Genomic DNA, 23,177 nt, shown 5'->3' with positions numbered 1-23,177 from the left:
ACGGCCCCTCAGGCGGCCGGCGGCGGGCCGTCGTCGTCCCGCTCGGCCAGGTGCCGCAGCTTCTCCGCGTGCCGAGCCGGGAGCCCGTGCTCGCGCGCCTGGTCCAGCTCCTCGCGCTCCCGCTGCCGGCGGCGGCGCCGGGCCGCCGCCGCGGCGATGCGGCGGCGCACCAGCTCGTCTATGTACTCGCTCACGGGGCCTCCTCGGTCTCGGTCGGGTGGTAGATACGGGTGAAGTTGCTGACGGTCGTGGGGAAGTCCACGTAGGCGTCGCCGTCGGTGTCGGCCGGCTTCACGCTGCCGTCGTCGTAGACGAGCCAGGCGACGATGGGCGACGAGTGGACGCTGCCGTCGTCGTTGCGGTACTCGGCCCGCCAGCCGTTGCCCGGGAGAGCAGCGATGACCGCGGGTTCGCCTTCGTGTACTCCGGCGTAGTTCCGCCAGCTGCTGGCGTCCCGGAGCCTGCCGGTCTTCTCGTCGACGACGAGGGGGGTCCCGTCGTCGTCCCAGCCGACGACGGCCTTGCTCGTGTAGTGGGTGTGGGTCTTGCCGTCCGCGCTGCCTTCGTGGCGGTAGGCGGCTGCGAAGCGCTGATTAGGGACGATCACGGGGTCTCCTTCGGCGGGTTGTAGATCCAGGGGTGGACGTCGTACTGCGGGGAGGGCTTCTGTCCGCGCTGTCCGGGCTTGCGGGGCGGGGTGGGGATCTCGGCAACCCAGCCGAGTTCTTCGAGTTCGTCCATGGCGTCTTTGATGGCCTCGGCGTCGACGGCGCCGGCGGATCCGGTGGCGCGGCGCCCCTTGAACGATTCGCGGATCTTCCGCAGGGTCACGGTCTTGTCGTTGGCGAGGAGCTTCGGCAGGCGGTCGAGAATGTCCCGCAGGAGCTTGCGGCCGCCGTCTCCGTCGCGGGACATGAGGGCGAACGCGGCCCGGGCGTGCGCGGTGAGGTACGGGGCCAGGGCGACGCTGCGGGCCATGGCGTCTTCGCCGATCTCCGCTGCGGCCGGGTTGTCGTACAGGGTCAGGCAGGCGGCCAGGCGGGCGACTTGGCCGCACAGCTTGCCCGCCCACTCGGCGACGTCGTGCAGCGCGCCGCCGTCGGCCTTGTCCAGCTCGGTCTGGTTGTAGAACTCGGCGAACACCTTCCGGGCGCCCTCGGTGAGCGTGAGGGTGCGCACGTTCTCCGACGTCCAGACGTCATCGACCAGGTGGACGATGCGGTCGGCGTATTCGCGGGCGACGTCGGGCGGCACTTCGGGGGTGTCGAACGATCCGGGCGGCATGGGCGCCGGGAGTCCGTACAGGAAGCGAGCGAGGAACCCGGACGTCTTGAACTCCGGGTTCTCCTTCTCCATGTGCTCGACGATCCCCGGCTGAATGATCAGCGTCAGGGTCAGGGAGGTGCGTTCCATCCAGGAGTGCCCGCGCCCGACGCGGTCGATCTCGTGTCCGGTGCCGCTGTACGCCTTGAGGACAAGGCTGATGTCCGCGCCCCCGTTGCCGTAGAGGCCGGCGCAGGCCTTGAAGAACCCGGCCTCGGACTCCATGAGGGCCATGCGGCCGCCGTTCTCGCCCATCACTTTGCCGAGGGCTTCGAGGGTGACGTCTCCGACGAACGCTTTGGGCAGGCCCGGCTTGTCCTTGAGGTCCCGCAGGCGGGCCAGGGCGTCCCGTGCGGCTTCCTTCGGGTCCGCCGGGGGTGTGCTGGCCGCCCGGCTCCTGCGCTTCCTGCCTCCGGGGACCTCCTTGTCGTCGAACATGGGCGCCGTCTTCTCCTCGGCCTTTGGGGTGTGCTTGGCCGCGGCGTTCTCCAGGTTGATCAGTTCGCGCTCAGTGATCCGGATCAGCTGCTCGTTCTCTTCGACCCCGGCCTTCAGCTCCTCGCGCAGCAGGCCGACGCGCTCCCGCATGGGGGCGGTCGCCGCATCGAGGGCGGGTGTCTTGCGGGCCGAGGAGTCGGCCAAGCCCAGGCAGTAGAGACAGACGTTCTCCGACCAACCCGGCTTGACCGCCACGGCGGCGCGGCCACCCAGAGCCGCCGAGATGGTGCCGAGGGCGGAGAAGGCCAGCAGGTCCTCGGAGACGTTCAGCGACTCGCTGTACGCGCTCACCCAAGCGGCCAGGGACTCGCCGAGGAGATCCGTGGGGAAGGGCGGCAGGGTGTGCTGCGGCACGGGGATTGGGGGGTCCCAACACGGACCGCCCCCCTCTTTTTCCGTTCCACTTATTCCAGCGGACGCCTCTTCCGACCCCCGCACGGCTTCGCTGGAATTACTGGAATCGTTTTCCAGGGGGGCGGTCCGTGCTGCGGGCACCAAGTCGTCGTAGCCGAGCCCGGCGGCCAGGTGGTCGGAGACGTCCTTGCCCTTGGCCGGCTCCAGCACGCGCACGGGGATACCGGCACGGCTGACGGACGCGACAACGGCCGCCGCGTGCTGGCGGCCGGGCTCGTCGCGGTCGGCGATGACGACGACTTCCTTGGCCCCGCGCAGGGCAGTGGTGTAGTCGTCGCGCCAGCCCATGCCGACGCCGCCGACGTTGCAGGTGGCGGTGAAGCCGGTCCGCTCGCGCAGGTTGTCGACGTCCTTCTCGCCCTCGACCACCAGGACGGTCCCACCGGCCTGCGCGGTGGCCAGGACTTCCGGGAGCCGGTACAGCACCCGCCGGATGCCCTTGATGCCCGGGGTGCCGTCCGGCCGGAACTGGCGGAACGTCTTGCGCTGTCCGTCGTATCCGGGCTCCAGCCGGCGGACGACGTACAGCACCTGGCCGTGCTCGTCGCAGTACGGGTACTCCGCGACGACCTGCGGCCGCTGCGGACGCTCCAGCGGCTCGTCGAACAGATCGGCCATGGTGAGGCCGAGGGCGGCCACCACGTCCTCGGTGGCACAGCCGGCGTGGCAGTTCACCAGGACGCCCTTGGGGCCGCGGGTGACGGACAGGGACGGCGCCCGGTCTTCGTGGGCGGGGCACTGCCAGTTGGGGCCGCGCCCACGGCTGCCGTGGGTCTGCAGGGCCTCGGTGATGGTGTCGAGCGCGGTCACGCTGCCACCGCCTCGGTGCGCAGCTGCACGACGTACACGGCGCCGCACGGGGCGGTCTTGAGTACGGACCGCACGAGGGGCAGGGGTGCGCGGTGCAGGTGCGGGTGCCCGCAGCCGGGGCAGTGCTCGACCTTCACCTGCCGGTGCCACTTGCGGGACCGGGAGCGGTACGTGTCGAGCCTGCCCGCTACGCGCGGCGGGTCGCCCTGCGCTACGGTGGCAACAGACCCGCCGCCTTGCTGGTCGCCTTGCACAGAAGCCTCGGGGTGCGCGCCCCGGGGCTTCTTCATGTCCTGGCTCATGCGGCCCGCCTGTTCTGTACCTGGTCGGCGTCGTAGCTGTCGATGTCCTCCCAGCGGGCACGCAGGTACCGCCCGACCCTGAACATCAGCGGGCCGACGAATGTCTGTGTGTGGTGCCAGTACCGAACGGTCTTCTCCGGCACGCTGTAGTGCTCGGCAAGCTCCGGGACCGTGGCCAGGGGGCGCCGTGGCGGTGATGCCTGAGACACAGTGATCTCCAATCGCGCTGAAAGTTCTACAGGAGAACATCTTGATCCATGACGGATCTAGGTGTGGCCGATGATGCCCGAACGTTGAACGTTCCGCAAGCAACGCATACTGTTCCCGCATGGAACATTCCGAAGGGGAGAACCCTGTAACGGTCGTCGCTCGGAGGGTCAAGGAGCTGAGGGGCCGCAACGGCTTCACTGCCCAGCAGCTCGCCGAACGCCTCAAGAAGGACCAGGGCTTGTCGTGGGACCGCGGCACGGTCACGAAGCTGGAAACGGGGCGCCGGCAGAGTATTTCCGCCGTGGAGCTGTTGGCCCTGGCCCGCGCGCTCAACGTCGCGCCCGTGCACCTGCTCGTACCGCTGGATGACAGGCCCTATGAGGTCACCCCGCACGAGACCTACCCGGCGGGCCGAGTGCGCGACTGGCTCCGCGGTACGGCCCCGCTTCCTGGCGTGGACACCCGCATCTTCCGTAGCGAGGCGCCAGAGGACGAGTGGAGAGACCCGGACCTGCCTGACCAGGCGCAGGCAGAGAACGAGGTAAGCCGGCACCTGCTCGCCGGTATGTCGGCGGCCCGCCGCGCCGGCCTCACCGAGGAGCAGGTTGTCGAGTGGATCCGCGGGGCCTGGCGCCTCGCGGACAAGCTGGAGAAGGGGCCCGATGGCGAGCATCGCTAAGAGGCCGAACGGGAAGTACCGGGCCCGATACCGGGACGCCACCGGCCGGGAGCACGCGCGGCACTTCGTGCGGAAGCTGGACGCCCAGCGCTGGCTGGACGAGGAGACGGCGAGCCTGGTCACCGGGCGGTATGTCGACCCGAAGTCGCGGAAGGTCACCGTGGACGAGTGGTGCGACACCTGGCTGGCCGGCTACGCGACGAACCGGCCGTCCACGGTGCGGCAGGCGCGCGTCCATCTGGAGCGCATCCGGAAGGAGTTCGGCCCGCTGCCGCTCGGCTCCGTCAAGCCGAGCATGGTCCGGGCCTGGCTCGCCAGGCTGCGGAAGGAGGGGCGGAAGGAGTCCTACGTCTACGCCCTGCACAACCGGCTGGCGCAGCTGATGACGGACGCGGTGCACGACAACCTCGTGACCTCGAACCCGTGCTCGCGCCGGACGACGCCCGGGGGCGGGAAGCAGCGGCCGTATGTGGCGACCACTGAGCAGGTGTGGCAGATGCACGCCGCGTTCGATGAGCGCTACCGCCTGGCCGTGCTGCTCGGTGCGTTCGCCGGCCTGCGGGTGGGGGAGGTCTGCGGCCTGCGGCGCGCGGACGTCGACCACGACACCCGGGAGGTCCGGCCCGCGGTGCAGTACCCGGCCGAGCCGCTGAAGACGGAGATGAGCCGGACCGCCGTCCCCATCCCCGGCGCCCTGGCGGACGTGCTGCCGCGGCCGGCCGACGGCGGCCCGGTGACGGTCCTCGCTCACGACGGGGGAGAGCAGGTGAGCCCGTGGGCGATCGAGCGGCAGATGCGGGCGGTGCGCTCGAAGGTGCCGGGACTGCCGGAGGCGTTCCGTTTCCACGACCTGCGGCACTACTACGCTTCGCTGCTCATCGCCTCCGGGGCGGACGTGAAGGTGGTGCAGCACCGGCTGCGGCACTCGTCGGCGAAGACGACACTGGACACATACGGTCACCTCTGGCCGGACTCGGATGAGTCCACCCGGACCGCGGTGGAGGCCGCCATGCTGGGCAAGATCACAAAAGCTGCGGACCCCCTGCGGACTGGCAGGGGGTCCGAATAGCTCTCGCGCTGGTCAGCGCAACCGAACGGCTTAGATGTCGAAGTACATCTCGAACTCGTGCGGGTGCGGGCGGAGGGCCATGGGGGCGATCTCCTGGGTCCGCTTGTAGTCGATCCAGGTCTCGATCAGGTCGGCCGTGAAGACGCCGCCCGCCTGCAGGTACTCGTTGTCCGCCTCCAGGGCGTCGAGGACCGCGGGGAGGGAGGTCGGGACCTGGGCCACGTTGGCGTGCTCGTCGGGGGCGAGCTCGTAGAGGTCCTTGTCGATCGGCTCGGCCGGCTCGATCTTGTTCTTGACGCCGTCGAGGCCCGCCAGGAGGAGCGCGGAGAAGGCGAGGTACGGGTTCGAGGACGGGTCCGGGGCGCGGAACTCGACGCGCTTCGCCTTCGGGTTGGAGCCCGTGATCGGGATGCGCATCGCGGCGGAGCGGTTGCGCTGCGAGTAGACCAGGTTGACCGGGGCCTCGAAGCCGGGCACCAGGCGGTGGTAGGAGTTCACCGTCGGGTTGGTGAACGCCAGCAGCGACGGGGCGTGCTTGAGGATGCCGCCGATGTAGTAGCGGGCGATGTCCGAGAGGCCCGCGTAGCCCTGCTCGTCGTAGAACAGCGGCTCGCCGCCGGCCCACAGGGACTGGTGGACGTGCATGCCGGAGCCGTTGTCACCGAAGATCGGCTTGGGCATGAAGGTCGCGGTCTTGCCGTTGCGCCAGGCGACGTTCTTCACGATGTACTTGAAGAGCATCAGGTCGTCGGCCGCGGCGAGCAGCGTGTTGAACTTGTAGTTGATCTCGGCCTGGCCGGCGGTGCCGACCTCGTGGTGCTGGCGCTCGACCTGCAGGCCGGCCTTGTCCAGCTCCAGGGAGATCTCCGCACGCAGGTCGGCGAAGTGGTCGACCGGCGGGGCCGGGAAGTAGCCGCCCTTGTAACGGACCTTGTACCCGCGGTTGTCCTCCAGGGCACCGGTGTTCCAGGCGCCCGCCTCGGAGTCGATGTGGTAGAAGGACTCGTTCGCGGCGGTGCTGAACCGCACGCTGTCGAAGACGTAGAACTCGGCCTCGGGGCCGAAGAACGCCGTGTCGGCGATACCGGTGGAGGCGAGGTAGGCCTCGGCCTTCTTGGCGATGTTGCGCGGGTCACGGCTGTACTGCTCGCCCGTGATCGGGTCGTGGATGAAGAAGTTGATGTTGACCGTCTTGTCCCGGCGGAACGGGTCGACACGAGCCGTGCTGAGGTCGGCGCGGAGCGCCATGTCGGACTCGTGGATCGCCTGGAAGCCGCGGATCGACGAGCCGTCGAACGCGAGCTCCTCGGCCGGGTCGAAGACCGCGGCCGGGATCGTGAAGTGCTGCATCACGCCGGGCAGATCGCAGAACCGGACGTCGATGAATTTGACGTCCTCGTCCGCGATGAACTTCTTCGCATCGTCGGCGTTCTGGAACATGCAACTCCTCCTAGCCCGCCGTCCGGGGGGTGGCGGGATTGCCTGAAACGCGGCCAGTGCGGTGGCACGCTGGCATCGACCTTAGGTTTGGGGGATTTCCCGAGCGTGACCCATTTGTTTCGCCGAGGTTAACCGGCCGGTGGCCCGTTCTGCCTGTTGAAACCCGGGCCCGTGCTCGTCGCGACGGCGGTCCTGCGCCCTTCCGGGCCCGGCCCGCGCGGCGGGGAACGTATGCGGTCCCGGGCCCGCCGGCGGCCCGCAGTACCGTGGACGGGTGGACAACAGGCAAGCAATCGGATCGTGGATCTCGGGCCCCCGCGCGGCGGCCGAGGACATGGGTGTGGACTTCGGCTACCGGGGCGAGCGCCTCGGCCTGCCCAAGGCGGGGCCGGGCTCGGTCGCCGGCGTGGGGCGCCGGTACGGCGCCCTCCTCATCGACTGGGCGCTCTGCGTCCTGATCGCCTACGGGCTGCTCTCGGGCGGCGAGCTCAGGGCCGCGAACAACTGGGCGCTCGCCCTCTTCGCGGTGCTCAGCCTCACCACCCTCACCACGGTCGGGAGCACGCCCGGCAAGCGGCTGATGGGCCTGCGGGTCATCGCCGAGGACGGCGACCGGCTGGGCGCCGTACGGGTCGCCGTGCGGACGGTGCTGCTCCTGCTGGTCATCCCCGCGCTGATCTGGGACCGCGACGGCCGCGGCCTCCACGACCGGCTCGCCCGGTCGGTCCAGGTACGCATCTGACCGGCGGCCGCACGGTCCGCGAGGCGACGGCCCGGCCCGAACGGTGGTGTGAAGCCCCGAGCGGTGGCTGAGCGGTACGGAGCGGTATGCGCGAAGGGCCCGGATCTCCTGGAACACAGGAGATCCGGGCCCTTCGGCTGTACGAGTCGGCTGTACGGGTTCGGGCGTGTGCGGTGGGCCCGCCCCGGTGCGACCGGAGGCGTGGGACGGCCGCGGCGCGCCGGCTCAGCGCATCCGGCCGCCCTTGGGCATCCGCATGCCCTTCGGCAGGGGCCCCTTCGGCATCGGCATGTTGCTCATCAGGTCGCCCATCGCGCGCAGCCGGTCGTTGACGGTGGTGACCTGCGGGCCGGTCAGCACCCGGGGAAGCTTCAGCAGGTGGGTGCGGACCTTCTTCAGCGGCACCTGGCCCTCGCCGTTGCCCACCGTCACATCGTGCACCGGGACGTCCGAGACGATGCGGGCCATCTTCCGCTTCTCGGCGGCCAGCAGGCCCTTGAGCCGGTTCGGGTTGCCCTCGGCCACCAGCACGATGCCCGCCTTGCCGACGGCCCGGTGGATGACGTCCTGCTGGCGGTTCATCGCCACCGCGGGCGTCACCGTCCAGCCGCGCTTCACGTTCTCCAGGACCGCCGCGGCCGCCCCCGGCTGGCCCTCCATCTGCCCGAAGGCCGCCGCCTCGGCGCGCCGCCCGAAGACGATCGCCATGGCGAGGAAGGCCAGCAGGGCCCCCAGGATGCCCAGGTACACCGGGTGGTCGATCAGGAAGCCGATCGCGAGGAGGACACCGAAGGTGACAAGTCCCACAGCCGCGACGACGAGTCCGACCTTGGAGTCGGACCGCTTGGTCATCTTGTAGGTCAGGGCGATCTGCTTGAGCCGCCCGGGGTTCTCGGATGTTGCCTTCCTCGCCATGGCTCCGAGTTTACGTGGCCTGCGGAGCGCCGGTCGCCGCGGCCTCCAGTACGTGCTCCGCCTCGGACCGCGCCCTGGCGCGGCGGCGGTCCTCCAGGACGGCGGTCCAGGCGTTGCGGCGGGCGGTGAGCTGGCCGCGGCGCAGCAGAACGGACTCCACGGCCCGCAGTGCGCCGGTGACGGACGGGATCGCGGTGGCGTGGACGGGAGAGCCCTGCATGGTCTCGTTTCCCCTCGGAGCGTCGGACGGGAGGACGGTGGCGCGGGCGGTGCGGCGGCGCCGGGGGTTCACGCGGGCGGGCGCGGCGGGCGGTGGTCCGGCGGGCGGGGAAGGCGGCCGCGCCGGACCGGCGCGTGTGCGTTCGCGGTGCGTAAATCCAGCGTCATCCCTAGGTGTTACCAGGGGGTGACCGATCGGTCAAACGCAGCGAAACAATGTTCCGAAGCGGACGAACAGTGGTCCCGGCGCGGGGTCGTACGGCCCTTCGAGTGATGCCGCACGACCCCTTGACTTCGCGATCGGGAACGCGTGTGTGCGTCAGTGAACCCCCAGGGGCGGGGACGGGAGGGCGGGACGCCCCGGGCCGGCGCCGGGAGCACCGGCCCGGGGCGCGGCGCGCCGCTCAGGCGGACTGCCGGTCCGCGGCGGCGCCACCGCGCGCCGGGGCCTCGCCGCGCCGCTCCATCGCCTGCTGGTAGAGGCGGCCGGCGCGGTACGAGGAGCGGACGAGCGGGCCGGACATGACACCGGCGTAGCCGATCTCCTCCGCCTCCTGCTGCAGCTCCACGAACTCCTGCGGCTTCACCCAGCGCACCACGGGGTGGTGGCGCGGCGTCGGCCGCAGGTACTGGGTGATCGTGATCAGCTCGCAGCCGGCCTCGTGCAGATCGCGCAGCGCCTCGGTGATCTCCGCGCGCTCCTCGCCCATGCCCAGGATCAGATTCGACTTGGTGACCAGCCCGTCCGCGCGGGCCTGCCGGATGACGTCGAGGGAGCGCTCGTAGCGGAAGCCGGGGCGGATGCGCTTGAAGATCCGGGGGACCGTCTCGACGTTGTGCGCGAGCACCTCGGGACGGCTGGAGAAGACCTCGGCGAGCTGTTCGGGGACCGCGTTGAAGTCCGGGATCAGCAGCTCGACACCGGTGCCCGGCATCAGCGCGTGGATCTGCCGCACGGTCTCCGCGTAGAGCCAGGCGCCGCCGTCGTCCAGGTCGTCGCGGGCCACGCCCGTGATCGTGGCGTACTTCAGCTCCATGGACTGTACGGATTCGGCCACGCGCCGGGGCTCGTCGCGGTCCAGCGCCTGCGGCTTGCCGGTGTCGATCTGGCAGAAGTCGCAGCGCCGGGTGCACTGGTCGCCGCCGATGAGGAAGGTCGCCTCGCGGTCCTCCCAGCACTCGTAGATGTTGGGGCAGCCGGCCTCCTGGCACACCGTGTGCAGGCCCTCGCGCTTCACCAGGCCCTGGAGTTCGGTGTACTCGGGGCCCATCTTGGCCCGGGTCTTGATCCACTCCGGCTTGCGCTCGATGGGGGTCTGGCTGTTCCGGACCTCCAGACGGAGCATCTTCCGGCCGTCGGGTGCGACTGCGGACACGTCCGGCACTCCCCTTTTCTCAGCGTTGCCTTGCGTGGCTTTTCGAATCTTCGGCGAACACCAGGGTACGCCCGTAATTTCCACGGCCGCCGCGCCGGGGGGCCCGCTGCCCTCCGCACCGCCGTGCCCGCTCCCGGCGGTGCGCCGGGGAAGCGGTCCCGTTCCTTCGCCAACCGCCGCCGAGGGGGCGGGCATTCCCGGGTTCCCGGAAGGGCCGGGAGGGCGCGGCGGCGGCCCGGGAAGCCTGTCGGACGGCCCGCGCGAGCGCGTCAGACGGCCCGGGGGAGCGGCTCGGCCGACTCCAGCACCTCGCGCAGCCTCTTCTCCACCACCGGCAGCACCTCGGAGACCGGCACCGTGCGCCCCAGTTCGGCGGAGAGCGAGGTGACGCCCGCGTCCCGGATGCCGCAGGGCACGATCCGGTCGAACGAGGTGTTGTCCGGCTCGCAGTTGAGCGCGAAGCCGTGCATGGTGACGCCCTTGGCCACGCGGATGCCGATCGCGGCCAGCTTGCGGTCCTCCCCGCGCTGCCCGGCGTTGGACGGGGCGTACTCCGGGCCGGCCAGCCGGGGATCGAACTGGTCGTCGTTGAGCCGGGGGTCGAAGTCCAGGGAGAGCCCGCCGAGGGCGGCCGCCGGGGCGTCCGCCGGGTCGCCGAGCACCCAGACACCGCTGCGGCCCTCGATCCGGGAGGTCTCCAGCCCGAAGTCCGCGCAGACGCGGATCAGCGCCTCCTCCAGCCGGCGCACATGGGCGACGACGTCCACCGGGCGGGGCAGCTTCAGGATCGGATAGCCGACGAGCTGGCCCGGGCCGTGCCAGGTGATCTTGCCGCCGCGGTCGACGTCGACGACCGGGGTGCCGTCCAGCGGGCGCTCGCTGTCCTCGGTCCGGCGGCCCGCCGTGTAGACGGCCTGGTGTTCCAGGAGCAGACAGGTGTCGGGGATCTCGTCCGCGAACCTCGCCGCGTGCACCCGGCGCTGCTCCTGCCACGCGGCCTGGTACTCGACGGCGTCCGCCCCGAAGCCGAGGTGGACAAAGCGCAGCTCACTCACGGTGGCTCCTCTTCGAACAGCGGTACGGCACTGATGGCGCCCTCAGTCACTGTACGACCGGCACGGCACCGCGCCGCGCCGGGTGGCTCGCACGGGCTTCCGGATGCGGTCGGCTCTTAGCGGGCCACCGGGGGGTTCGTACCGGAATTCCGGTTCCGCTCACACGATCGGATGAACAAGGCGACGAGATGTCCGAAAACACCCTGTCTCCCGCTAAATTCGCGCCGGTCCAAGGAGGGCGATCGGGCGAGCGCGGGCTCCTCGGGCCTGTCGCGCCCCGCTCCGCTCCACGGGTCCGGAAGGCAGGAGACCGCACAACCGATGACGGATCGACCCTCCCCCGGGCTGCGTGACGGGACCATCCCCCAGCGCATCCCCAACCGCCGCCTGGCCGCTCTCATCGCCGAGGCCGGCTTCTCCAACGCGGGGCTGGCCCGCCGGGTCGACCAGCTCGGCCTGGAGCACGGCCTCGACCTGCGCTACGACAAGACGTCGGTGACCCGCTGGCTGCGCGGCCAGCAGCCGCGCGGCACGACCCCCGCGCTGATCGCGGAGGTCTTCACCCGCCGGCTGGGGCGCCGGCTCACCGCGCAGGACCTCGGGCTGGACGCCTGCGCGCCGGTCTACGCCGGCCTGGAGTTCGCGGAGACGCCCGCCGAGGCGGTGGACATCGTCAGCGGGCTGTGGCGGAAGGACTCCGGCAGCCACGCCGAGCTGCGGAAGATCGCCTTCACCCCGGCCGGGCTGGTGGTGCCGAGCCGCGACTGGCTGATCGGGCGGACGGACGAGAGGGTCGCCCGCCCCGGACGGCAGCCCGGGGGGAAGGACTCCGCCGAGTCCGGAGGGGGCGAGGGAGCGGCCGTGCCCGGGCCGCGCACCGGCCCGGCGCCGGGTTCCGCGCCCGGCTCCCCGTCCGGCGCGGCGCGGCTCCGCCCCGGCGCCGTCCCGGGGCCCCGCGCCGCTCTGCGTTCCGGCACCGGCACCGCGGTTCCCGCCGCCCCGGGCGTCCCCGGCGGACCGGGGACCGACGGCCGCGCGGTCACCGCACCCGGCCGGACGCCGCCGCTCCGCGGCCGTGAACGGCCGGCAGCCGGACCCGGAACCAAGGTGACCGCGGGGGACATCGCGGCCCTGCGCTCGGTGGGCGAACTCTTCCGCTCGCTCGACCACGCCTACGGCGGCGGCCACGCCCGGCAGGCCCTGGTCCGCTACCTCGAACACGAGGCCGAGCCCATGCTGCGCGGTTCCTACGGCGAGACCACGGGGCGGCAGCTCTTCGGAGCCGTGGCCGATCTGACCCGGCTCGCGGGCTGGACCTCGTACGACATCGCGGCGCACGGTCTCGCCCAGCGGTACTTCGTCCAGGCCCTGCGGCTCTCGCAGGCCGCCGACGACCGCGTCTACGGCAGCTACGTGCTGGTCACCATGAGCCGGCAAGCGGTCTATCTGGGCCACGGCCGGGAGGCGGCCCAGCTCGCCCGGGTCGCGCAGCAGGGCGTGGGCTGCGGCGCGCCCCCGGTGGTGCAGTCCCTGCTGCACGCGGCCGAGGCCCGGGCCCACGGCCTGCTGGGCGACGTCCGGGCCTGCACCGGGGCCCTGGCGCGGGCGGAACGCGCGCTGGAGTCGGCGCGCCCGGGCGACGAGGTGCCGTACTGGGCGCGCTTCTTCGACGAGGCGCAGCTCGCCGACGAGTTCGGGCACTGCCACCGCGACCTCGGCCAGTACCGGGCCGCCGCCCAGCACGCCGAGCGGTCGCTGCAGCTGCGCGACGCCGGCTACGCCCGGAGCCGGCTGTTCTGCCGGGTGGTGCTCGCCTCGGCGCGGCTGGGCCTGGGCGATCTGGACCAGGCGTGCGCGCTGGGCGCCGAGTCGGCGCGGCAGGCGGCGGAGATGCGGTCGGTGCGGGCGACGGAGTACGTCCGCGACTTCGAACGCCGGCTGGAGCCCTTCAAGGACGCCGCCGCCGTGCGCGGCTACCGGGAGCGCGTCGCCGCGCTCTGAGCCCGGCACGGCGGATGGGTCGCCCCCTGCCCGGAGAGCTCGGGGCAGGGGGCGCCGGGCGCCGCGAGCCGGTGAACCCTCCCGGCGGGAGGGCTACGCCGCGGAGGCCACCGGTTCGGCGGTGGAGCCGGGGCGGAGGCCGAAGTCGCGCAGCACGGCCGCGGCGGCCCGGCATCCCGAGCCGTACGCGCCCTGGGCGGTGCTCGTGTCGCGGTGGTCGCCGCACACGTACAGCCCGTGCAGCAGCCGGACCGGCCGCTGGTGGTCGTGCGGCGCGGGCATGGCGGGCACGGCCTCCGGATCGTGCCGGACGGCGACGAGCTCCCAGTCCTCCGCCGGGGTGCCGTAGAGCTCGCCGAGCTGCGCGCGGGCGCTCTTGTCGAGCAGCGCGGGCGATTCGCCGGCGGCCGCACCGAGGACCGTGGACGTGACGAGCGAACGGCCCGCCGGGCTGCGCCGGGGGTCCGCCGCGCTGACCACGACGGTGTGCGCCACGGGCCCGGTCCGGTCGGCGTCGAGCAGGAGTACCGGCTCCGGGCACGGCGGCTCGGGGGCGGCGTGGTGCAGCACGGTCACCGGATGGAAGCCGGGCAGCCGCAGCCCGGGCAGCAGCTCGGCGGCGGCACGGGCGCCGGTGGCCACGACGACGGCGCGGCAGGCGATCTCGCCCTGTGTGTCGGTGGTGACGGAGCTGGTGGCGGCGGACACGGCCCGCACCCCCGTCCGCACGGTGCCCGGCGGGAGGGCCGCGGCGAGGAGACCGGTCAGGGCGGCCGTGCCGCCCTCGACGAGGCCGAGCCGGCCCCGGGCGTAGCCGCGCAGCGCGAGATCGGCGCAGCGGCCGGAGGTGGTCAGCTCCGGGTCGTTGAGAAGCGCGGTGAGCAGCGGACGGAGGTAGCCGTCGACGGTGCGGGGCGGCAGACCGCGGCTGCCGGGAAACGCGGCGGCGGGCAGCTCCGGCCGGGCCAGCAGCCGCTCGGTGGAGGTGCCGGCCAGCCGGTTGAGGTAACCGGCGAGCCGGGCCTGGTCAAGGGCGTTCGCGCGGGCGGTCCGTGGCGCGCGGGGCGCACGGAGGGCGCGCGGGGCGCGTGCGGCACCGGCCAGGGCACGGGCCGCGGCTCGGGTGCCCCGCGCGATCCGGGGCTCGGCGTACCGGTGGACGCGGCCCCCGCTGCGCACCAGCAGACCGGGGGAGAGCGGACGCAGGACGAGATCCGTCAGTTCGGGGGCGCACGCCAGCGCGGGCAGCGAGGAATCCAGCAGCCGCCCCGGGCGGTCGAGCCGGAAGCCGCCGGTCTCCTCGGTGGCCATCCGGCCGCCGATCCGGGGCGACGCCTCCAGGACCGTCACCTCCAGGCCCGCGCGGCTGAGCCGGGCCGCCGCCGTGAGCCCCGCCAGTCCGGCGCCGACCACGACGACGTCCGTCCGGTCCGCGCCGCCGTGTCCACTGCCGTTCCGCGCGCTGCTCCGCTGTGCGGTGTCCTGCCGCGCGGTGCTCTGCTGTGCGCTCTGATGTGCGGTGCTGAGCACGTGCCCTCCCCGAGGTCGGCTGTGTCCCCTCACCGGGTCACCTGCGGTCGCTGGAGACCTCATGCCCTCAACCGGCGACGGCAATACCCGGCTTCCCCTTCGACCCGAGCCTAGGAACGATCGCCGTCCGGCGCAGTCGCGCACCAACCGGGCACAGGTGCACGGGTGTTGGGGGAAGAGCGCCGGTGGGTGCTCAGCGCAGCGCGGCCCGGATCGCGCCCTCCACGGTCGGGTGGGCGAAGGTGAAGCCGGAGCCGAGCAGTCTGCGCGGCACCACGCGCTGGCTGCTCAGCACGTCCTCGGCGAACTCGCCCAGGGCCAGGCGCAGGGCGGGCGCGGGGGCGGTGGCGAGCGTCGGCCGCCGCAGCACCCGGCCCATCGCGGCCGTCACCTCCCGGTTGGTGACGGGCTCGGGCGCGGTGAGGTTGACGGGACCGGAGAGCGAGCCGGTGCCGATGATGTGCCGCAGCGCGGCGATGTGGTCGTCCAGGGCGATGAAGCTCCAGTACTGCCGGCCGCTGCCGAGGCGCCCGCCGAGGCCGGCTCTGAAGAGCGGGAACAGCCGCCCCCAGGCGCCGCCCTCGCGTGCCACCACCAGTCCGGTCCGGGCGAACGCCGTCCGGACGCCGGCCTCCTCGGCGGGCGCCGCCGCGGCCTCCCACTCCTGGCAGACGTCCGCCAGGAAGCCCTCACCGGGCGGCGCGCTCTCGTCGGTCACGCGGTCGCCCGTGTCGCCGTAGTAGCCGATGGCGGTGCCGCAGACGAGGACGGGCGGCGGGGTGTCCAGCGCGGCCAGGGCGCGGGCGATCGTGGCGGTGCCGAGCACGCGGCTGTCCCGGATCGTCTTCTTGTAGCCCTCCGTCCACCGGTGCCCGGCGACTCCCGCGCCCGCGAGGTGCACCACGGCGTCGCAGCCGCTGAACGCGCCGGCGTCCACGGAGCCCCCTTCCGGGTCCCACCGCGCCTCGTCCGGCGCCCGGGGAGGCCGGCGCACCAGCCGTACGGTCTCGTGCCCTCCCTCGGCGCGCAGGGAGCGGAGCAGGGCCGAACCGATGAGACCGGACGCGCCGGTGATCGCGATACGCATGGGCCCATCCTGCCCCCGCAACAAGGGTGGTGACGGGTATTGGGCGGCGGTGGCACAGTGACGTCCATGTCCGAACCGCTCATACGTCCGGTTCACCCGGTGACCGTCCGCCCCGCCGTTCCCGTCGACGGCGCGGCGCTCGGCGACCTCGACCGCCGCGTCTGGTCGCGGCTGCACTCCGTACAGCCGGAACCTCCCGCTCGGGGCGCACCCTTCTTCGACGCGGCCCATCCGCCGGAGGACCTGCTCGTCGCCGAGATCCAGGCGCGGATCGCCGGCTACATCCGGCTGGTGCCGCCGACCCGGCTGCCGTCCAACGCCCACGTCCGGCAGATCCAGGGCCTGGCCGTCGACACCTGGGCGCGCGGCCGGGGGGTCGCCCGGACGCTCCTCGACGCGGCCTGCGACGAGGCGCGGCGGCAGGGCGCGGTCCGGATCACGCTGCGGGTGCTGGGCCACAACACACCGGCCCGGCGGCTGTACGCGTCAGCGGGGTTCGCCGTGGAGGGCGTGCTGCCGGGCGAGTTCCTGCTGGGCGGGGAGTACGCCGACGACGTCCTGATGGGGCGCTCACTGCGGCCGGAGGACGGCTGAGAGCGGCGCGGGACGGCCGGGGCGGCTGAGCGCGGCGCGGGGCGGCCGGCCGCCGGGCCGTCGCCCTCACCCTGACCCCCTCACCCTCACCCTCACCCTCACCCTCCGGGCGGGAACCGCTCGGTGAGGGCCGGCAAGCGCTCCGCCGGCGCCGCGGGGTCCCGGAAGTCGATGGGGGTGCCCTCGGGCTCGGCCGGCTGTTCGGGCAGCCCGAGGTCCGGCAGCTCGACCGCGGTGAGCTGCTCGTACGCCTCGTAGGGCGCGTAGCCGAGCTCCTCCCCGTCCCCGTCGAGCTCGGCGTCGAAGTCGTCCAGCAGCTCCGCCAGAGCGTCCGGATCGTGCAGCGCGCCCTCGAACACCTGCCGCCCCTGGCCGATCAGCCAGCAGCGGAAGCCGTCGAACGCCTCCTCGCCGGTGTCGCCCAGCAGCAGCCAGGCGGCGGCCCACAGATCCCAGTGGTATGCGCGGGCCAGCCGGGACTCGAAGTGCCGGGCGAAGTCCACCACCGATTCCGGGTCCAGCAGCACCAGCCGTTCCACCAGTGCGTCCGCCTGCTCCACCGGGTCCCCGCCGGCGGCCTCGCGGGAGCTGTCGACGATCGCCCAGAACTCCGTCTCGTCCATCACCGGACCAGCATCGGCCCTGGCCACCCGCCGCGCACGCGCAGCATGCCGGATGCGGCCGTGTCGTTACAGGCCGGGCGGATCAGCCGGTAATCGGGGCAGGCACGGCCGGGCCGTTCGGGGGGCCCGGGGCGCCCGGAGCAGGACACGGCGCGGCCGCCCGGGAAAAGACGACAGGAGATGTCCGCATTGCCTGTCAGGGTCGTGCCGTCCGTACGGAGACGGAACCCGTGCGGACGGTACGGACAGCGAGAGGACCGGCACAGGTGAACGAACAGGGCAGACTGGCGGGCCGGGTGGCGCTCGTCGCGGGAGCCACCCGCGGCGCGGGACGCGCCATCGCCGTACAACTGGGGGCCGAGGGCGCGACGGTCTATGTGACCGGCCGCACCACGCGGGAGCGGCGCAGCGAGGTGGGCCGCCCGGAGACCATCGAGGAGACCGCCGAACTCGTGACCGCCGCGGGCGGCCGGGGCGTCGCGGTACCCACCGACCACTTGGAGCGGGAGCAGGTCCGCGCGCTGACCGAGCGCGTCGACCGGGAGCAGGGGCGGCTGGACGTCCTCGTCAACGACATCTGGGGCGGCGAGCACCTGATCGACTTCGGGAAGAAGATGTGGGAGATCGGGCTGGACCGCGGTCTGCGCATGCTGCGGCTGGGCGTCGAGAGCCACCTCGTCACCAGCCACTACGCGCTGCCGCTGCTGATCCGCCGCCCCGGCGGGCTGCTGGTGGAGATCACCGACGGCACCGCCGAGACCAACAAGGACTACCGCGAGAGCCTCTACTACGACCTCACCAAGTACGCGCCCCTGCGGATGGCCCTCGGCCTCGGCACGGAGCTGGAGGAGTACGGCTGCACGGCGGTCGCCGTCACGCCCGGCTTCCTCCGCTCCGAGCAGATGCTCGACCACTTCGGGGTGACGGAGGAGAACTGGCGGGACGGGGTGGCGAAGGAACCGGCTTTCGCCATCTCGGAGTCCCCCGTGTTCGTCGGCCGGGCCGTCGCCGCGCTGGCCGCCGACCCGGAGATGGCGCGCTGGAACGGGCAGTCGCTCTCCAGCGGGCAGCTCTCCCGGGTCTACGGCTTCACGGACGCCGACGGCACCCGGCCGGACGCCTGGCGGTACATCGAGGAGGTGACGAAGGGCGGCCGGAAGGCGGACGACGCTGAGTACCGCTGAGCGGCGGCTGCGGCTGCGGCCGGGGTCCGATGCCCCCAGCCCGGGGCCGGCCCCCGGCTACCGTCCGTACAGCGCCGCCGCGGCGGCCGCCGCCTCCGCGAAGCGGGCGCGCAGCTCCGGCGGCTCCAGCAGTTCCGCCTCCGGGCCCAGGGCGAGCAGTTGGTCGTGGGCGACGTCGAGCGACTCCACGGGCAGGGTGACGGTGATCCGGCCCTGCCCGTCGGGCTGCCCGGCCGCGGCGAGGGCCTCCCGCGCCGCGGCCCGGTCCGTGACGTGGGGCAGCTTCCGCGCCCCGGCCGCGGAGAGCCGCAGGACGACCGTGTCGCGCAGGATCGCCCGGGCGAATTCGGCGGCCCGCTCCCGCCAGAAGCCCGGCAGGTCGAACTCCTCGTCCCGGACGAACCGTTCCTCCGAGACGGTGACGGAGCCGAAGCGCTCCACGCGGTAGACCCGGTACGCCCGGTCTCCGGCCGCCGCACCCGGGTCCGGCTCCGCCCCCGGCTTCGTATGCGCTTCCGCGCGGGGCTTCTCGCCGGACGTCGGGGCCCCCTTGCCACCGGGACCGGGGCCGGGGCCCGGGCCGGGTTCCGCACCGCTCCCGTCACCGGTGCCCGCACCCGGAGTCTCGTCATCCGGTACGCCCGGGCTCCCGCCCGGCGTGCGGTCCGGCTCGCTGCCGCGGCCCCCGACCGCTCTCGCGCCGGCCCCCGCGGCCCCGCCGCCGGTCTCCGCGCCCGGGGCCCCGGGCAGCCCGGGGCGGGGCGCCGGGACCGCCCTCGGCGGCAGGGAGCGGCCCCCGGCCGCCGGCCGGGCCGCCAGGTACCAGACGCCCGCCTTGAGGACGAGCCCGTACGGCTCCAGGGTGCGTTCCACCTCGGTGCCGCCGGCCTCCGCCCGGCGCCGGTAGCGGGCCGTCAGCAGCCGGTCGCCCCACACCGCCTCCGCGATCAGCGGGAGCGCGTCCGGGGTGGCGGGCTCCTGCCACCAGCCCGGCGCGTCCAGATGGAAGCGCTGCGCCGCGCTCGCGGGGGCGTCGCTCAGGTCGGGCAGCAGGGCGGCGGCCACCTTCAGCCGGGCCGCCGAGGCGGTGTCCGCCAGGCCCATGTCACGGAGCGCGGAGGGCACCCCGGAGAGGAACAGCGTCTCCGCCTCGCCGCGGCCGAGGCCGGTCAGCCGGGTGCGGTAGCCGCCGATGAGCCGGTAGCCGCCGACCCGGCCCCGCGCCGCGTAGACGGGGACCCCGGCCTCCGAGAGCGCCAGCACGTCCCGGCCGACAGTCCGTTCGGACACCTCCAGCTCCCGCGCCAGTTCGGCCCCCGTCATCGACGGCCGGGACTGGAGGAGCAGCACCATGCGGATCAACCGGGCGGCACGCATGGGCGCCATCATGCCGGGGGGCTCGCGGCCGGTCACGGGGGCCCGCGCCGTCCGCGCCGCGACGGCGGCCCCGCGCCCGGGTACGACGGCGCCCCCGCCCGGGCGGACCGGGACGGGGGCGCCGTCGTAGCGGCGGCCGGAGGGCCGCTGAGCCCTTACAGGCCGAGGTCGCTCTCGAACGCGCCTTCTTCCAGGCGGGTCTTGAGGGTCCCCAGGAAGCGGGCCGCGTCGGCACCGTCCACCAGCCGGTGGTCGTACGTCAGGGCGAGGTAGACCATGTCGCGGATGGCGATGGACTCGCCCTCCGGGGTGTCCACCACGACCGGGCGCCGGACCGTCGCCCCGATGGCCAGCATCCCGACCTGCGGCTGGTTGAGGATCGGGGTGTCGAACAGCGCGCCGCGCGAGCCGGTGTTGGTCACCGTGAAGGTGCCGCCCGACAGCTCGTCCGGCTTGAGGCCGCCGTTGCGGGTGCGGTGGGCCAGGTCGGCGGTCTTCTTGGCGATGCCGGCCAGGTTCAGGTCACCCGCGTTGTCGATGACCGGGACGAAGAGGCCCTTCTCCGTGTCCACCGCGATGCCGATGTTCTCGGTGTCGTGGTAGGTGATGGTCTCGTCGTCGTTGATCCTGGCGTTGACGGCCGGGTGGACCTTCAGCGCCTCGGTGACGGCCTTCACGAAGAACGGCATCGGGGAGAGCTTGACGCCCTCGCGCGCCAGGAACTGCTCCTTGGCCCGCGCCCGGAGCCGCATGACGCGGGTGACGTCCGCCTCGATCACGGTCGTCAGCTGCGCCGAGACCTTCAGGGACTCGGTCATGTGCTTGGCCGTGGCCTTGCGGATCCGGCTCATCTTCACCGTCTGGCCGCGCAGCGGCGACGGCTCCACCGGGGCGGCGGCCTTCGGGGCCGGCGCGGCGGCGGCCGGAGCCGCGGCCTTGGCGGCCTCGGCGGCGGCGATGACGTCCTGCTTGCGGATCCGGCCACCGACACCGGTGCCCTTGACCGAGGACAGGTCCACACCGTGCTCGGCGGCGAGCTTGCGCACCAGCGGGGTGACGTACGCGCCCTCACCGCCGGCCGGGGCGGCGGCCTGCGGAGCCGGCGCGGGGGCCGGGGCCGGCGCGGGGGCGGCCGGCTGCGGTTCCGGAGCCGGGGCCTCGGCGCGCTGCGGGGCGGGGGCCTGCGGGGCCTGCGGAGCCGGGGCGGGCTCCGGCGCGGGCTCGGGAGCCGGGGCCGGGGCGGGAGCGGGGGCCTCCTGCTTCGGGGCCTCCTGCGCCGGCGCGGGGGCCGGGGCGGGGGCGGCGGCCGGGGCCTGGCCGGCCGCACCGATGACGGCCAGCTTGGCGCCGACCTCAGCGGTCTCGTCCTCGCCGACCAGGATCTCCAGCAGGGTGCCGGCGGCGGGCGACGGGATCTCGGTGTCGACCTTGTCCGTGGAGACCTCCAGCAGCGGCTCGTCGGCCTCGACCGACTCGCCGACCTCCTTCAGCCACCGGGTGACGGTGCCCTCGGTCACGGACTCGCCCAGGGCGGGCAGCGTGACCGGGGTGCCCTCGGCGGCCCCGCCGGACGGCGCCGGAGCGGCCTGCTGCTGCGGGGCCTCGGCCTGCGGAGCCGGGGCCGGCTCGGGCTCCGGCTGCGCCTCGGCCGCCGGGGCGGCCTCGGCGGCCGGGGCCGCGGTCTCGGCCGGGGCGCCGGAACCGTCGTCGATGACGGCCAGTTCGGCGCCGACCTCGACGGTCTCGTCCTCGGCCACCTTGATGGAGGAGAGAACACCGGCCGCCGGGGCCGGGATCTCGGTGTCGACCTTGTCGGTCGAGACCTCGAGCAGCGGCTCGTCGGCCTCGACACGTTCACCCTCGGCCTTCAGCCATCGGGTGACGGTGCCCTCGGTCACGCTCTCGCCGAGCGCCGGGAGGGTTACGGAAACCGCCATGGTTTCGGTTGCTCCTATCGAATGGTGCGGATGTGGGCGCGCCCGGGATCAGTCGTGGGAGTGCAGCGGCTTGCCGGCCAGTGCCAGGTGGGCCTCGCCGAGCGCCTCGTTCTGCGTGGGGTGGGCGTGGACCAGCTGGGCGACCTCGGCCGGCAGCGCCTCCCAGTTGTAGATCAGCTGCGCTTCCCCGATCTGTTCGCCCATCCGGTCACCGACCATGTGGACGCCGACCACGGCGCCGTCCCGCACCTGGACGAGCTTGATCTCGCCCGCGGTCTTCAGGATCTTGCTCTTGCCGTTGCCGCCGAGGTTGTACTTGAGGGCGACGACCTTGTCGGCACCGTACATCTCCTTGGCCTTCGCCTCGGTGACGCCGACGGAGGCGACCTCGGGGTGGGAGTAGGTGACGCGCGGCACGCCGTCGTAGTCGATCGGCACGGTCTTCAGCCCGGCCAGCCGCTCCGCGACGAGGATGCCCTCGGCGAAGCCCACGTGCGCCAGCTGGAGGGTCGGGACGAGGTCGCCGACGGCGGAGATCGTGGGGACGTTGGTCCGCATGTACTCGTCGACGAGGACGTAGCCGCGGTCCATGTTGACCCCGGCCTCCTCGTAGCCGAGGCCCTGCGAGACCGGGCCGCGGCCGACGGCGACGAGCAGCAGCTCGGCCTCGAACGTCTTGCCGTTCTCCAGGGAGACCTTCACGCCGTCGTTCGTGTACTCGACGCCCGAGAAGCGGGAGCCGAGCGAGAAGTTGATGCCGCGCTTGCGGAAGGCGCGCTCCAGCAGCTTGGAGCTGTTCTCGTCCTCGACGGGGACGAGGTGCGGGAGCGCCTCGACGATGGTCACGTCCGTGCCGAAGGACTTCCACGCGGAGGCGAACTCACAGCCGATGACGCCGCCGCCGAGGACGACCACCGACTTGGGCACCCGGTCCAGGCCCAGCGCGTGGTCCGAGGAGATGACGCGGTTGCCGTCGATCTCCAGGCCCGGCAGGGACTTCGGCACCGAGCCGGTCGCCAGCAGCACGTGCCGGCCCTCGTAGCGCTGCCCGTCCACGTCCACCGAGGTGGGCGACGACAGCCGGCCCTCGCCGGTGACGTACGTCACCTTGCGGGAGGCGACCAGGCCCTGCAGGCCCTTGTACAGGCCGGAGACCACACCGTCCTTGTACTTGTTCACGCCCGCCATGTCGATGCCGTCGAACGAGGTCCGGACACCGAACGAGGCGCCGTCGCGGGCCTGGTCGGCGATCTCACCGGCGTGCAGCAGAGCCTTCGTGGGGATGCAGCCGCGGTGCAGACAGGTGCCGCCGAGCTTGTCCTTCTCGATGAGTGCGACGTCCAGGCCCAGCTGCGCCCCGCGCAGGGCGGCGGCGTAGCCACCGCTGCCGCCGCCGAGGATCACTAGGTCGAAAACGGTGCTGGCGTCGTTCGCCACGTCACGTCCTCCATGCATGGGTGCGCCGGAGCCGGTCTTCCGAGACCGGGCGGCGGCTGTTGTTCGGCCGCTGAGTTCTCAAGCCCGTCCGTCTGGCTCGCTCGGTATGTGAGCCGGGGCCCTGTCCTGCCGAGACAACATCTTCGCATTTGTTGACGGCCGACGGGACGCGGGGCCGGTCCTCGGGACGCCCGTCCGGCCGAGGCGGGAGGTTACTCGCGCGTAGGGCCGGTGGGGGCGGGCCGCGGCGCCCGGTGGACACTGGTTGGTTGCCCGGACACCTGCCCCGGAGGGGCCGGGGGATGCCCCCGCGGATTTCGTTCAGGGCGAACGGACGGGCGAACGCGGGGCCGTC

At 73.2% G+C, this 23,177-nt stretch carries 22 protein-coding genes; 6 read left to right on the top strand and 16 right to left on the bottom strand.

The features are described from left to right. Nucleotides 1–8 precede the first annotated feature (8 nt). Genes IF83_RS0106615 through IF83_RS0106595 form a run of 5 tightly spaced genes read right to left on the bottom strand, consistent with a single transcriptional unit; the run spans nucleotide 9 to nucleotide 3,556 of the window. Entirely contained in the window at nucleotides 9–194 is a 186-nt protein-coding gene (locus tag IF83_RS0106615; RefSeq protein WP_030543099.1) for a hypothetical protein, read from the bottom strand. Continuing rightward, nucleotides 191–607 (bottom strand): hypothetical protein, encoded by a 417-nt coding sequence (locus IF83_RS0106610; protein ID WP_051722500.1) that lies wholly within the window; start codon nucleotides 605–607, stop codon nucleotides 191–193. The genes IF83_RS0106615 and IF83_RS0106610 overlap by 4 nt, the downstream gene beginning before the upstream one ends. Next, entirely contained in the window at nucleotides 604–3,045 is a 2,442-nt protein-coding gene (locus tag IF83_RS0106605) for a DUF3987 domain-containing protein (protein WP_244176880.1), read from the bottom strand. The genes IF83_RS0106610 and IF83_RS0106605 overlap by 4 nt, the downstream gene beginning before the upstream one ends. Next, nucleotides 3,042–3,347 carry a hypothetical protein gene (locus IF83_RS0106600; RefSeq protein ID WP_030543096.1) on the bottom strand — a complete coding sequence of 102 codons (306 nt, stop codon included), beginning with the start codon at nucleotides 3,345–3,347 and terminating at the stop codon, nucleotides 3,042–3,044. The genes IF83_RS0106605 and IF83_RS0106600 overlap by 4 nt, the downstream gene beginning before the upstream one ends. Further along, on the bottom strand, nucleotides 3,344–3,556 hold the full coding sequence (locus tag IF83_RS0106595; RefSeq protein ID WP_158711006.1) for a DNA-binding protein: 213 nt from the start codon (nucleotides 3,554–3,556) through the stop codon (nucleotides 3,344–3,346). The genes IF83_RS0106600 and IF83_RS0106595 overlap by 4 nt, the downstream gene beginning before the upstream one ends. 119 nt (nucleotides 3,557–3,675) lie before the next feature. Here IF83_RS0106595 and IF83_RS0106590 point away from each other — a divergent pair, with 119 nt between their 5' ends. Together IF83_RS0106590 and IF83_RS0106585 are read left to right on the top strand one after the other, a co-directional pair. Further along, on the top strand, nucleotides 3,676–4,236 hold the full coding sequence (locus IF83_RS0106590) for a helix-turn-helix domain-containing protein (RefSeq protein WP_030543094.1): 561 nt from the start codon (nucleotides 3,676–3,678) through the stop codon (nucleotides 4,234–4,236). Then, on the top strand, nucleotides 4,220–5,305 hold the full coding sequence (locus tag IF83_RS0106585; protein WP_037678877.1) for a site-specific integrase: 1,086 nt from the start codon (nucleotides 4,220–4,222) through the stop codon (nucleotides 5,303–5,305). Before IF83_RS0106590 ends, IF83_RS0106585 begins: the two co-directional genes overlap by 17 nt. A 30-nt stretch (nucleotides 5,306–5,335) precedes the next feature. Here IF83_RS0106585 and glnA read toward each other — a convergent pair whose 3' ends face one another. Then, complete coding sequence (gene glnA / locus IF83_RS0106580) at nucleotides 5,336–6,745, bottom strand: type I glutamate--ammonia ligase (RefSeq protein ID WP_030543092.1); 1,410 nt, start codon at nucleotides 6,743–6,745, stop codon at nucleotides 5,336–5,338. A 274-nt stretch (nucleotides 6,746–7,019) separates the two neighbouring features. On the opposite strand from glnA, the gene IF83_RS0106575 reads away from it, so the two are divergent. Continuing rightward, entirely contained in the window at nucleotides 7,020–7,487 is a 468-nt protein-coding gene (locus IF83_RS0106575; RefSeq protein WP_078843220.1) for an RDD family protein, read from the top strand. A gap of 225 nt (nucleotides 7,488–7,712) precedes the next feature. On the opposite strand, the gene IF83_RS0106570 is transcribed toward IF83_RS0106575, so the two are convergent. The 4 genes from IF83_RS0106570 to lipB all read right to left on the bottom strand — a co-directional run bounded on the left by IF83_RS0106570 (nucleotide 7,713) and on the right by lipB (nucleotide 11,052). Beyond that, a complete protein-coding gene (locus tag IF83_RS0106570; protein ID WP_030543090.1) occupies nucleotides 7,713–8,402 on the bottom strand; it encodes a DUF4191 domain-containing protein in 690 nt (229 codons plus the stop codon). Nucleotides 8,403–8,412: 10 nt separating this feature from the next. Continuing rightward, a complete protein-coding gene (locus IF83_RS0106565; protein ID WP_030543089.1) occupies nucleotides 8,413–8,622 on the bottom strand; it encodes an SCO2195 family GlnR-regulated protein in 210 nt (69 codons plus the stop codon). A 403-nt stretch (nucleotides 8,623–9,025) separates the two neighbouring features. Continuing rightward, a complete protein-coding gene (gene lipA / locus IF83_RS0106560; protein ID WP_030543088.1) occupies nucleotides 9,026–9,997 on the bottom strand; it encodes a lipoyl synthase in 972 nt (323 codons plus the stop codon). A 269-nt stretch (nucleotides 9,998–10,266) separates the two neighbouring features. Continuing rightward, the gene (gene lipB / locus IF83_RS0106555) at nucleotides 10,267–11,052 is read right to left on the bottom strand and encodes a lipoyl(octanoyl) transferase LipB (protein ID WP_030543087.1); all 786 of its coding nucleotides are present in this window, start codon (nucleotides 11,050–11,052) and stop codon (nucleotides 10,267–10,269) included. Nucleotides 11,053–11,373: 321 nt separating this feature from the next. Between lipB and IF83_RS0106550 the strand changes: the two genes are divergently transcribed. Continuing rightward, nucleotides 11,374–13,053, top strand: coding sequence for a hypothetical protein (locus IF83_RS0106550; RefSeq protein ID WP_030543086.1), 1,680 nt, complete (start codon nucleotides 11,374–11,376; stop codon nucleotides 13,051–13,053). Nucleotides 13,054–13,146: 93 nt separating this feature from the next. On the opposite strand, the gene IF83_RS0106545 is transcribed toward IF83_RS0106550, so the two are convergent. Beyond that, nucleotides 13,147–14,646 (bottom strand): FAD-dependent oxidoreductase, encoded by a 1,500-nt coding sequence (locus tag IF83_RS0106545; RefSeq protein WP_078843219.1) that lies wholly within the window; start codon nucleotides 14,644–14,646, stop codon nucleotides 13,147–13,149. A 130-nt stretch (nucleotides 14,647–14,776) separates the two neighbouring features. Beyond that, nucleotides 14,777–15,670, bottom strand: coding sequence for a TIGR01777 family oxidoreductase (locus IF83_RS0106540; RefSeq protein WP_030543084.1), 894 nt, complete (start codon nucleotides 15,668–15,670; stop codon nucleotides 14,777–14,779). A gap of 66 nt (nucleotides 15,671–15,736) precedes the next feature. Between IF83_RS0106540 and IF83_RS0106535 the strand changes: the two genes are divergently transcribed. Further along, on the top strand, nucleotides 15,737–16,264 hold the full coding sequence (locus IF83_RS0106535) for a GNAT family N-acetyltransferase (RefSeq protein WP_030543083.1): 528 nt from the start codon (nucleotides 15,737–15,739) through the stop codon (nucleotides 16,262–16,264). Between the two features lie 98 nt (nucleotides 16,265–16,362). Here the strand turns inward: IF83_RS0106535 and IF83_RS0106530 are convergent, their stop codons facing one another. Then, complete coding sequence (locus IF83_RS0106530; protein WP_030543082.1) at nucleotides 16,363–16,887, bottom strand: DUF4240 domain-containing protein; 525 nt, start codon at nucleotides 16,885–16,887, stop codon at nucleotides 16,363–16,365. Nucleotides 16,888–17,153: 266 nt separating this feature from the next. On the opposite strand from IF83_RS0106530, the gene IF83_RS0106525 reads away from it, so the two are divergent. After that, nucleotides 17,154–18,071, top strand: a complete 918-nt coding sequence (locus IF83_RS0106525) for an SDR family oxidoreductase (RefSeq protein ID WP_030543081.1) — start codon at nucleotides 17,154–17,156, stop codon at nucleotides 18,069–18,071. 57 nt (nucleotides 18,072–18,128) lie between these two features. Here IF83_RS0106525 and IF83_RS29925 read toward each other — a convergent pair whose 3' ends face one another. The 3 genes from IF83_RS29925 to lpdA all read right to left on the bottom strand — a co-directional run bounded on the left by IF83_RS29925 (nucleotide 18,129) and on the right by lpdA (nucleotide 22,822). After that, nucleotides 18,129–19,448: a helix-turn-helix transcriptional regulator gene (locus IF83_RS29925; RefSeq protein ID WP_037678943.1), complete on the bottom strand. Its 1,320-nt coding sequence runs from the start codon at nucleotides 19,446–19,448 to the stop codon at nucleotides 18,129–18,131. Nucleotides 19,449–19,603: 155 nt separating this feature from the next. Beyond that, a complete protein-coding gene (gene sucB, locus IF83_RS0106505; RefSeq protein WP_030543080.1) occupies nucleotides 19,604–21,385 on the bottom strand; it encodes a 2-oxoglutarate dehydrogenase, E2 component, dihydrolipoamide succinyltransferase in 1,782 nt (593 codons plus the stop codon). A gap of 48 nt (nucleotides 21,386–21,433) precedes the next feature. Further along, nucleotides 21,434–22,822: a dihydrolipoyl dehydrogenase gene (lpdA, locus tag IF83_RS0106500; RefSeq protein WP_030543079.1), complete on the bottom strand. Its 1,389-nt coding sequence runs from the start codon at nucleotides 22,820–22,822 to the stop codon at nucleotides 21,434–21,436. Nucleotides 22,823–23,177 lie beyond the last annotated feature (355 nt).

Origin of the sequence: Streptomyces albus subsp. albus (genome assembly GCF_000719865.1) — a bacterium.
GTDB lineage: Bacteria > Actinomycetota > Actinomycetes > Streptomycetales > Streptomycetaceae > Streptomyces > Streptomyces albus_E.
The sequence above is the reverse complement of the archived record's forward strand: the minus strand, read 5'-3'. Positions and strand labels throughout refer to the sequence as shown.

What these genes read in the sequence shown, in the direction of transcription:
- IF83_RS0106600 (WP_030543096.1), bottom strand. Translation starts at nt 3,347, where the DNA reads ATGAGCCAGGACATGAAGAAGCCCCGGGGCGCGCACCCCGAGGCTTCT.
- IF83_RS0106590 (WP_030543094.1), top strand. Translation starts at nt 3,676, where the DNA reads ATGGAACATTCCGAAGGGGAGAACCCTGTAACGGTCGTCGCTCGGAGG.
- IF83_RS0106585 (WP_037678877.1), top strand. Translation starts at nt 4,220, where the DNA reads ATGGCGAGCATCGCTAAGAGGCCGAACGGGAAGTACCGGGCCCGATAC.
- glnA (WP_030543092.1), bottom strand. Translation starts at nt 6,745, where the DNA reads ATGTTCCAGAACGCCGACGATGCGAAGAAGTTCATCGCGGACGAGGAC.
- IF83_RS0106570 (WP_030543090.1), bottom strand. Translation starts at nt 8,402, where the DNA reads ATGGCGAGGAAGGCAACATCCGAGAACCCCGGGCGGCTCAAGCAGATC.
- IF83_RS0106565 (WP_030543089.1), bottom strand. Translation starts at nt 8,622, where the DNA reads ATGCAGGGCTCTCCCGTCCACGCCACCGCGATCCCGTCCGTCACCGGC.
- IF83_RS0106550 (WP_030543086.1), top strand. Translation starts at nt 11,374, where the DNA reads ATGACGGATCGACCCTCCCCCGGGCTGCGTGACGGGACCATCCCCCAG.
- IF83_RS0106545 (WP_078843219.1), bottom strand. Translation starts at nt 14,646, where the DNA reads ATGAGGTCTCCAGCGACCGCAGGTGACCCGGTGAGGGGACACAGCCGA.
- IF83_RS0106540 (WP_030543084.1), bottom strand. Translation starts at nt 15,670, where the DNA reads ATGCGTATCGCGATCACCGGCGCGTCCGGTCTCATCGGTTCGGCCCTG.
- IF83_RS0106535 (WP_030543083.1), top strand. Translation starts at nt 15,737, where the DNA reads ATGTCCGAACCGCTCATACGTCCGGTTCACCCGGTGACCGTCCGCCCC.
- IF83_RS0106530 (WP_030543082.1), bottom strand. Translation starts at nt 16,887, where the DNA reads ATGGACGAGACGGAGTTCTGGGCGATCGTCGACAGCTCCCGCGAGGCC.
- IF83_RS29925 (WP_037678943.1), bottom strand. Translation starts at nt 19,448, where the DNA reads ATGCGTGCCGCCCGGTTGATCCGCATGGTGCTGCTCCTCCAGTCCCGG.
- sucB (WP_030543080.1), bottom strand. Translation starts at nt 21,385, where the DNA reads ATGGCGGTTTCCGTAACCCTCCCGGCGCTCGGCGAGAGCGTGACCGAG.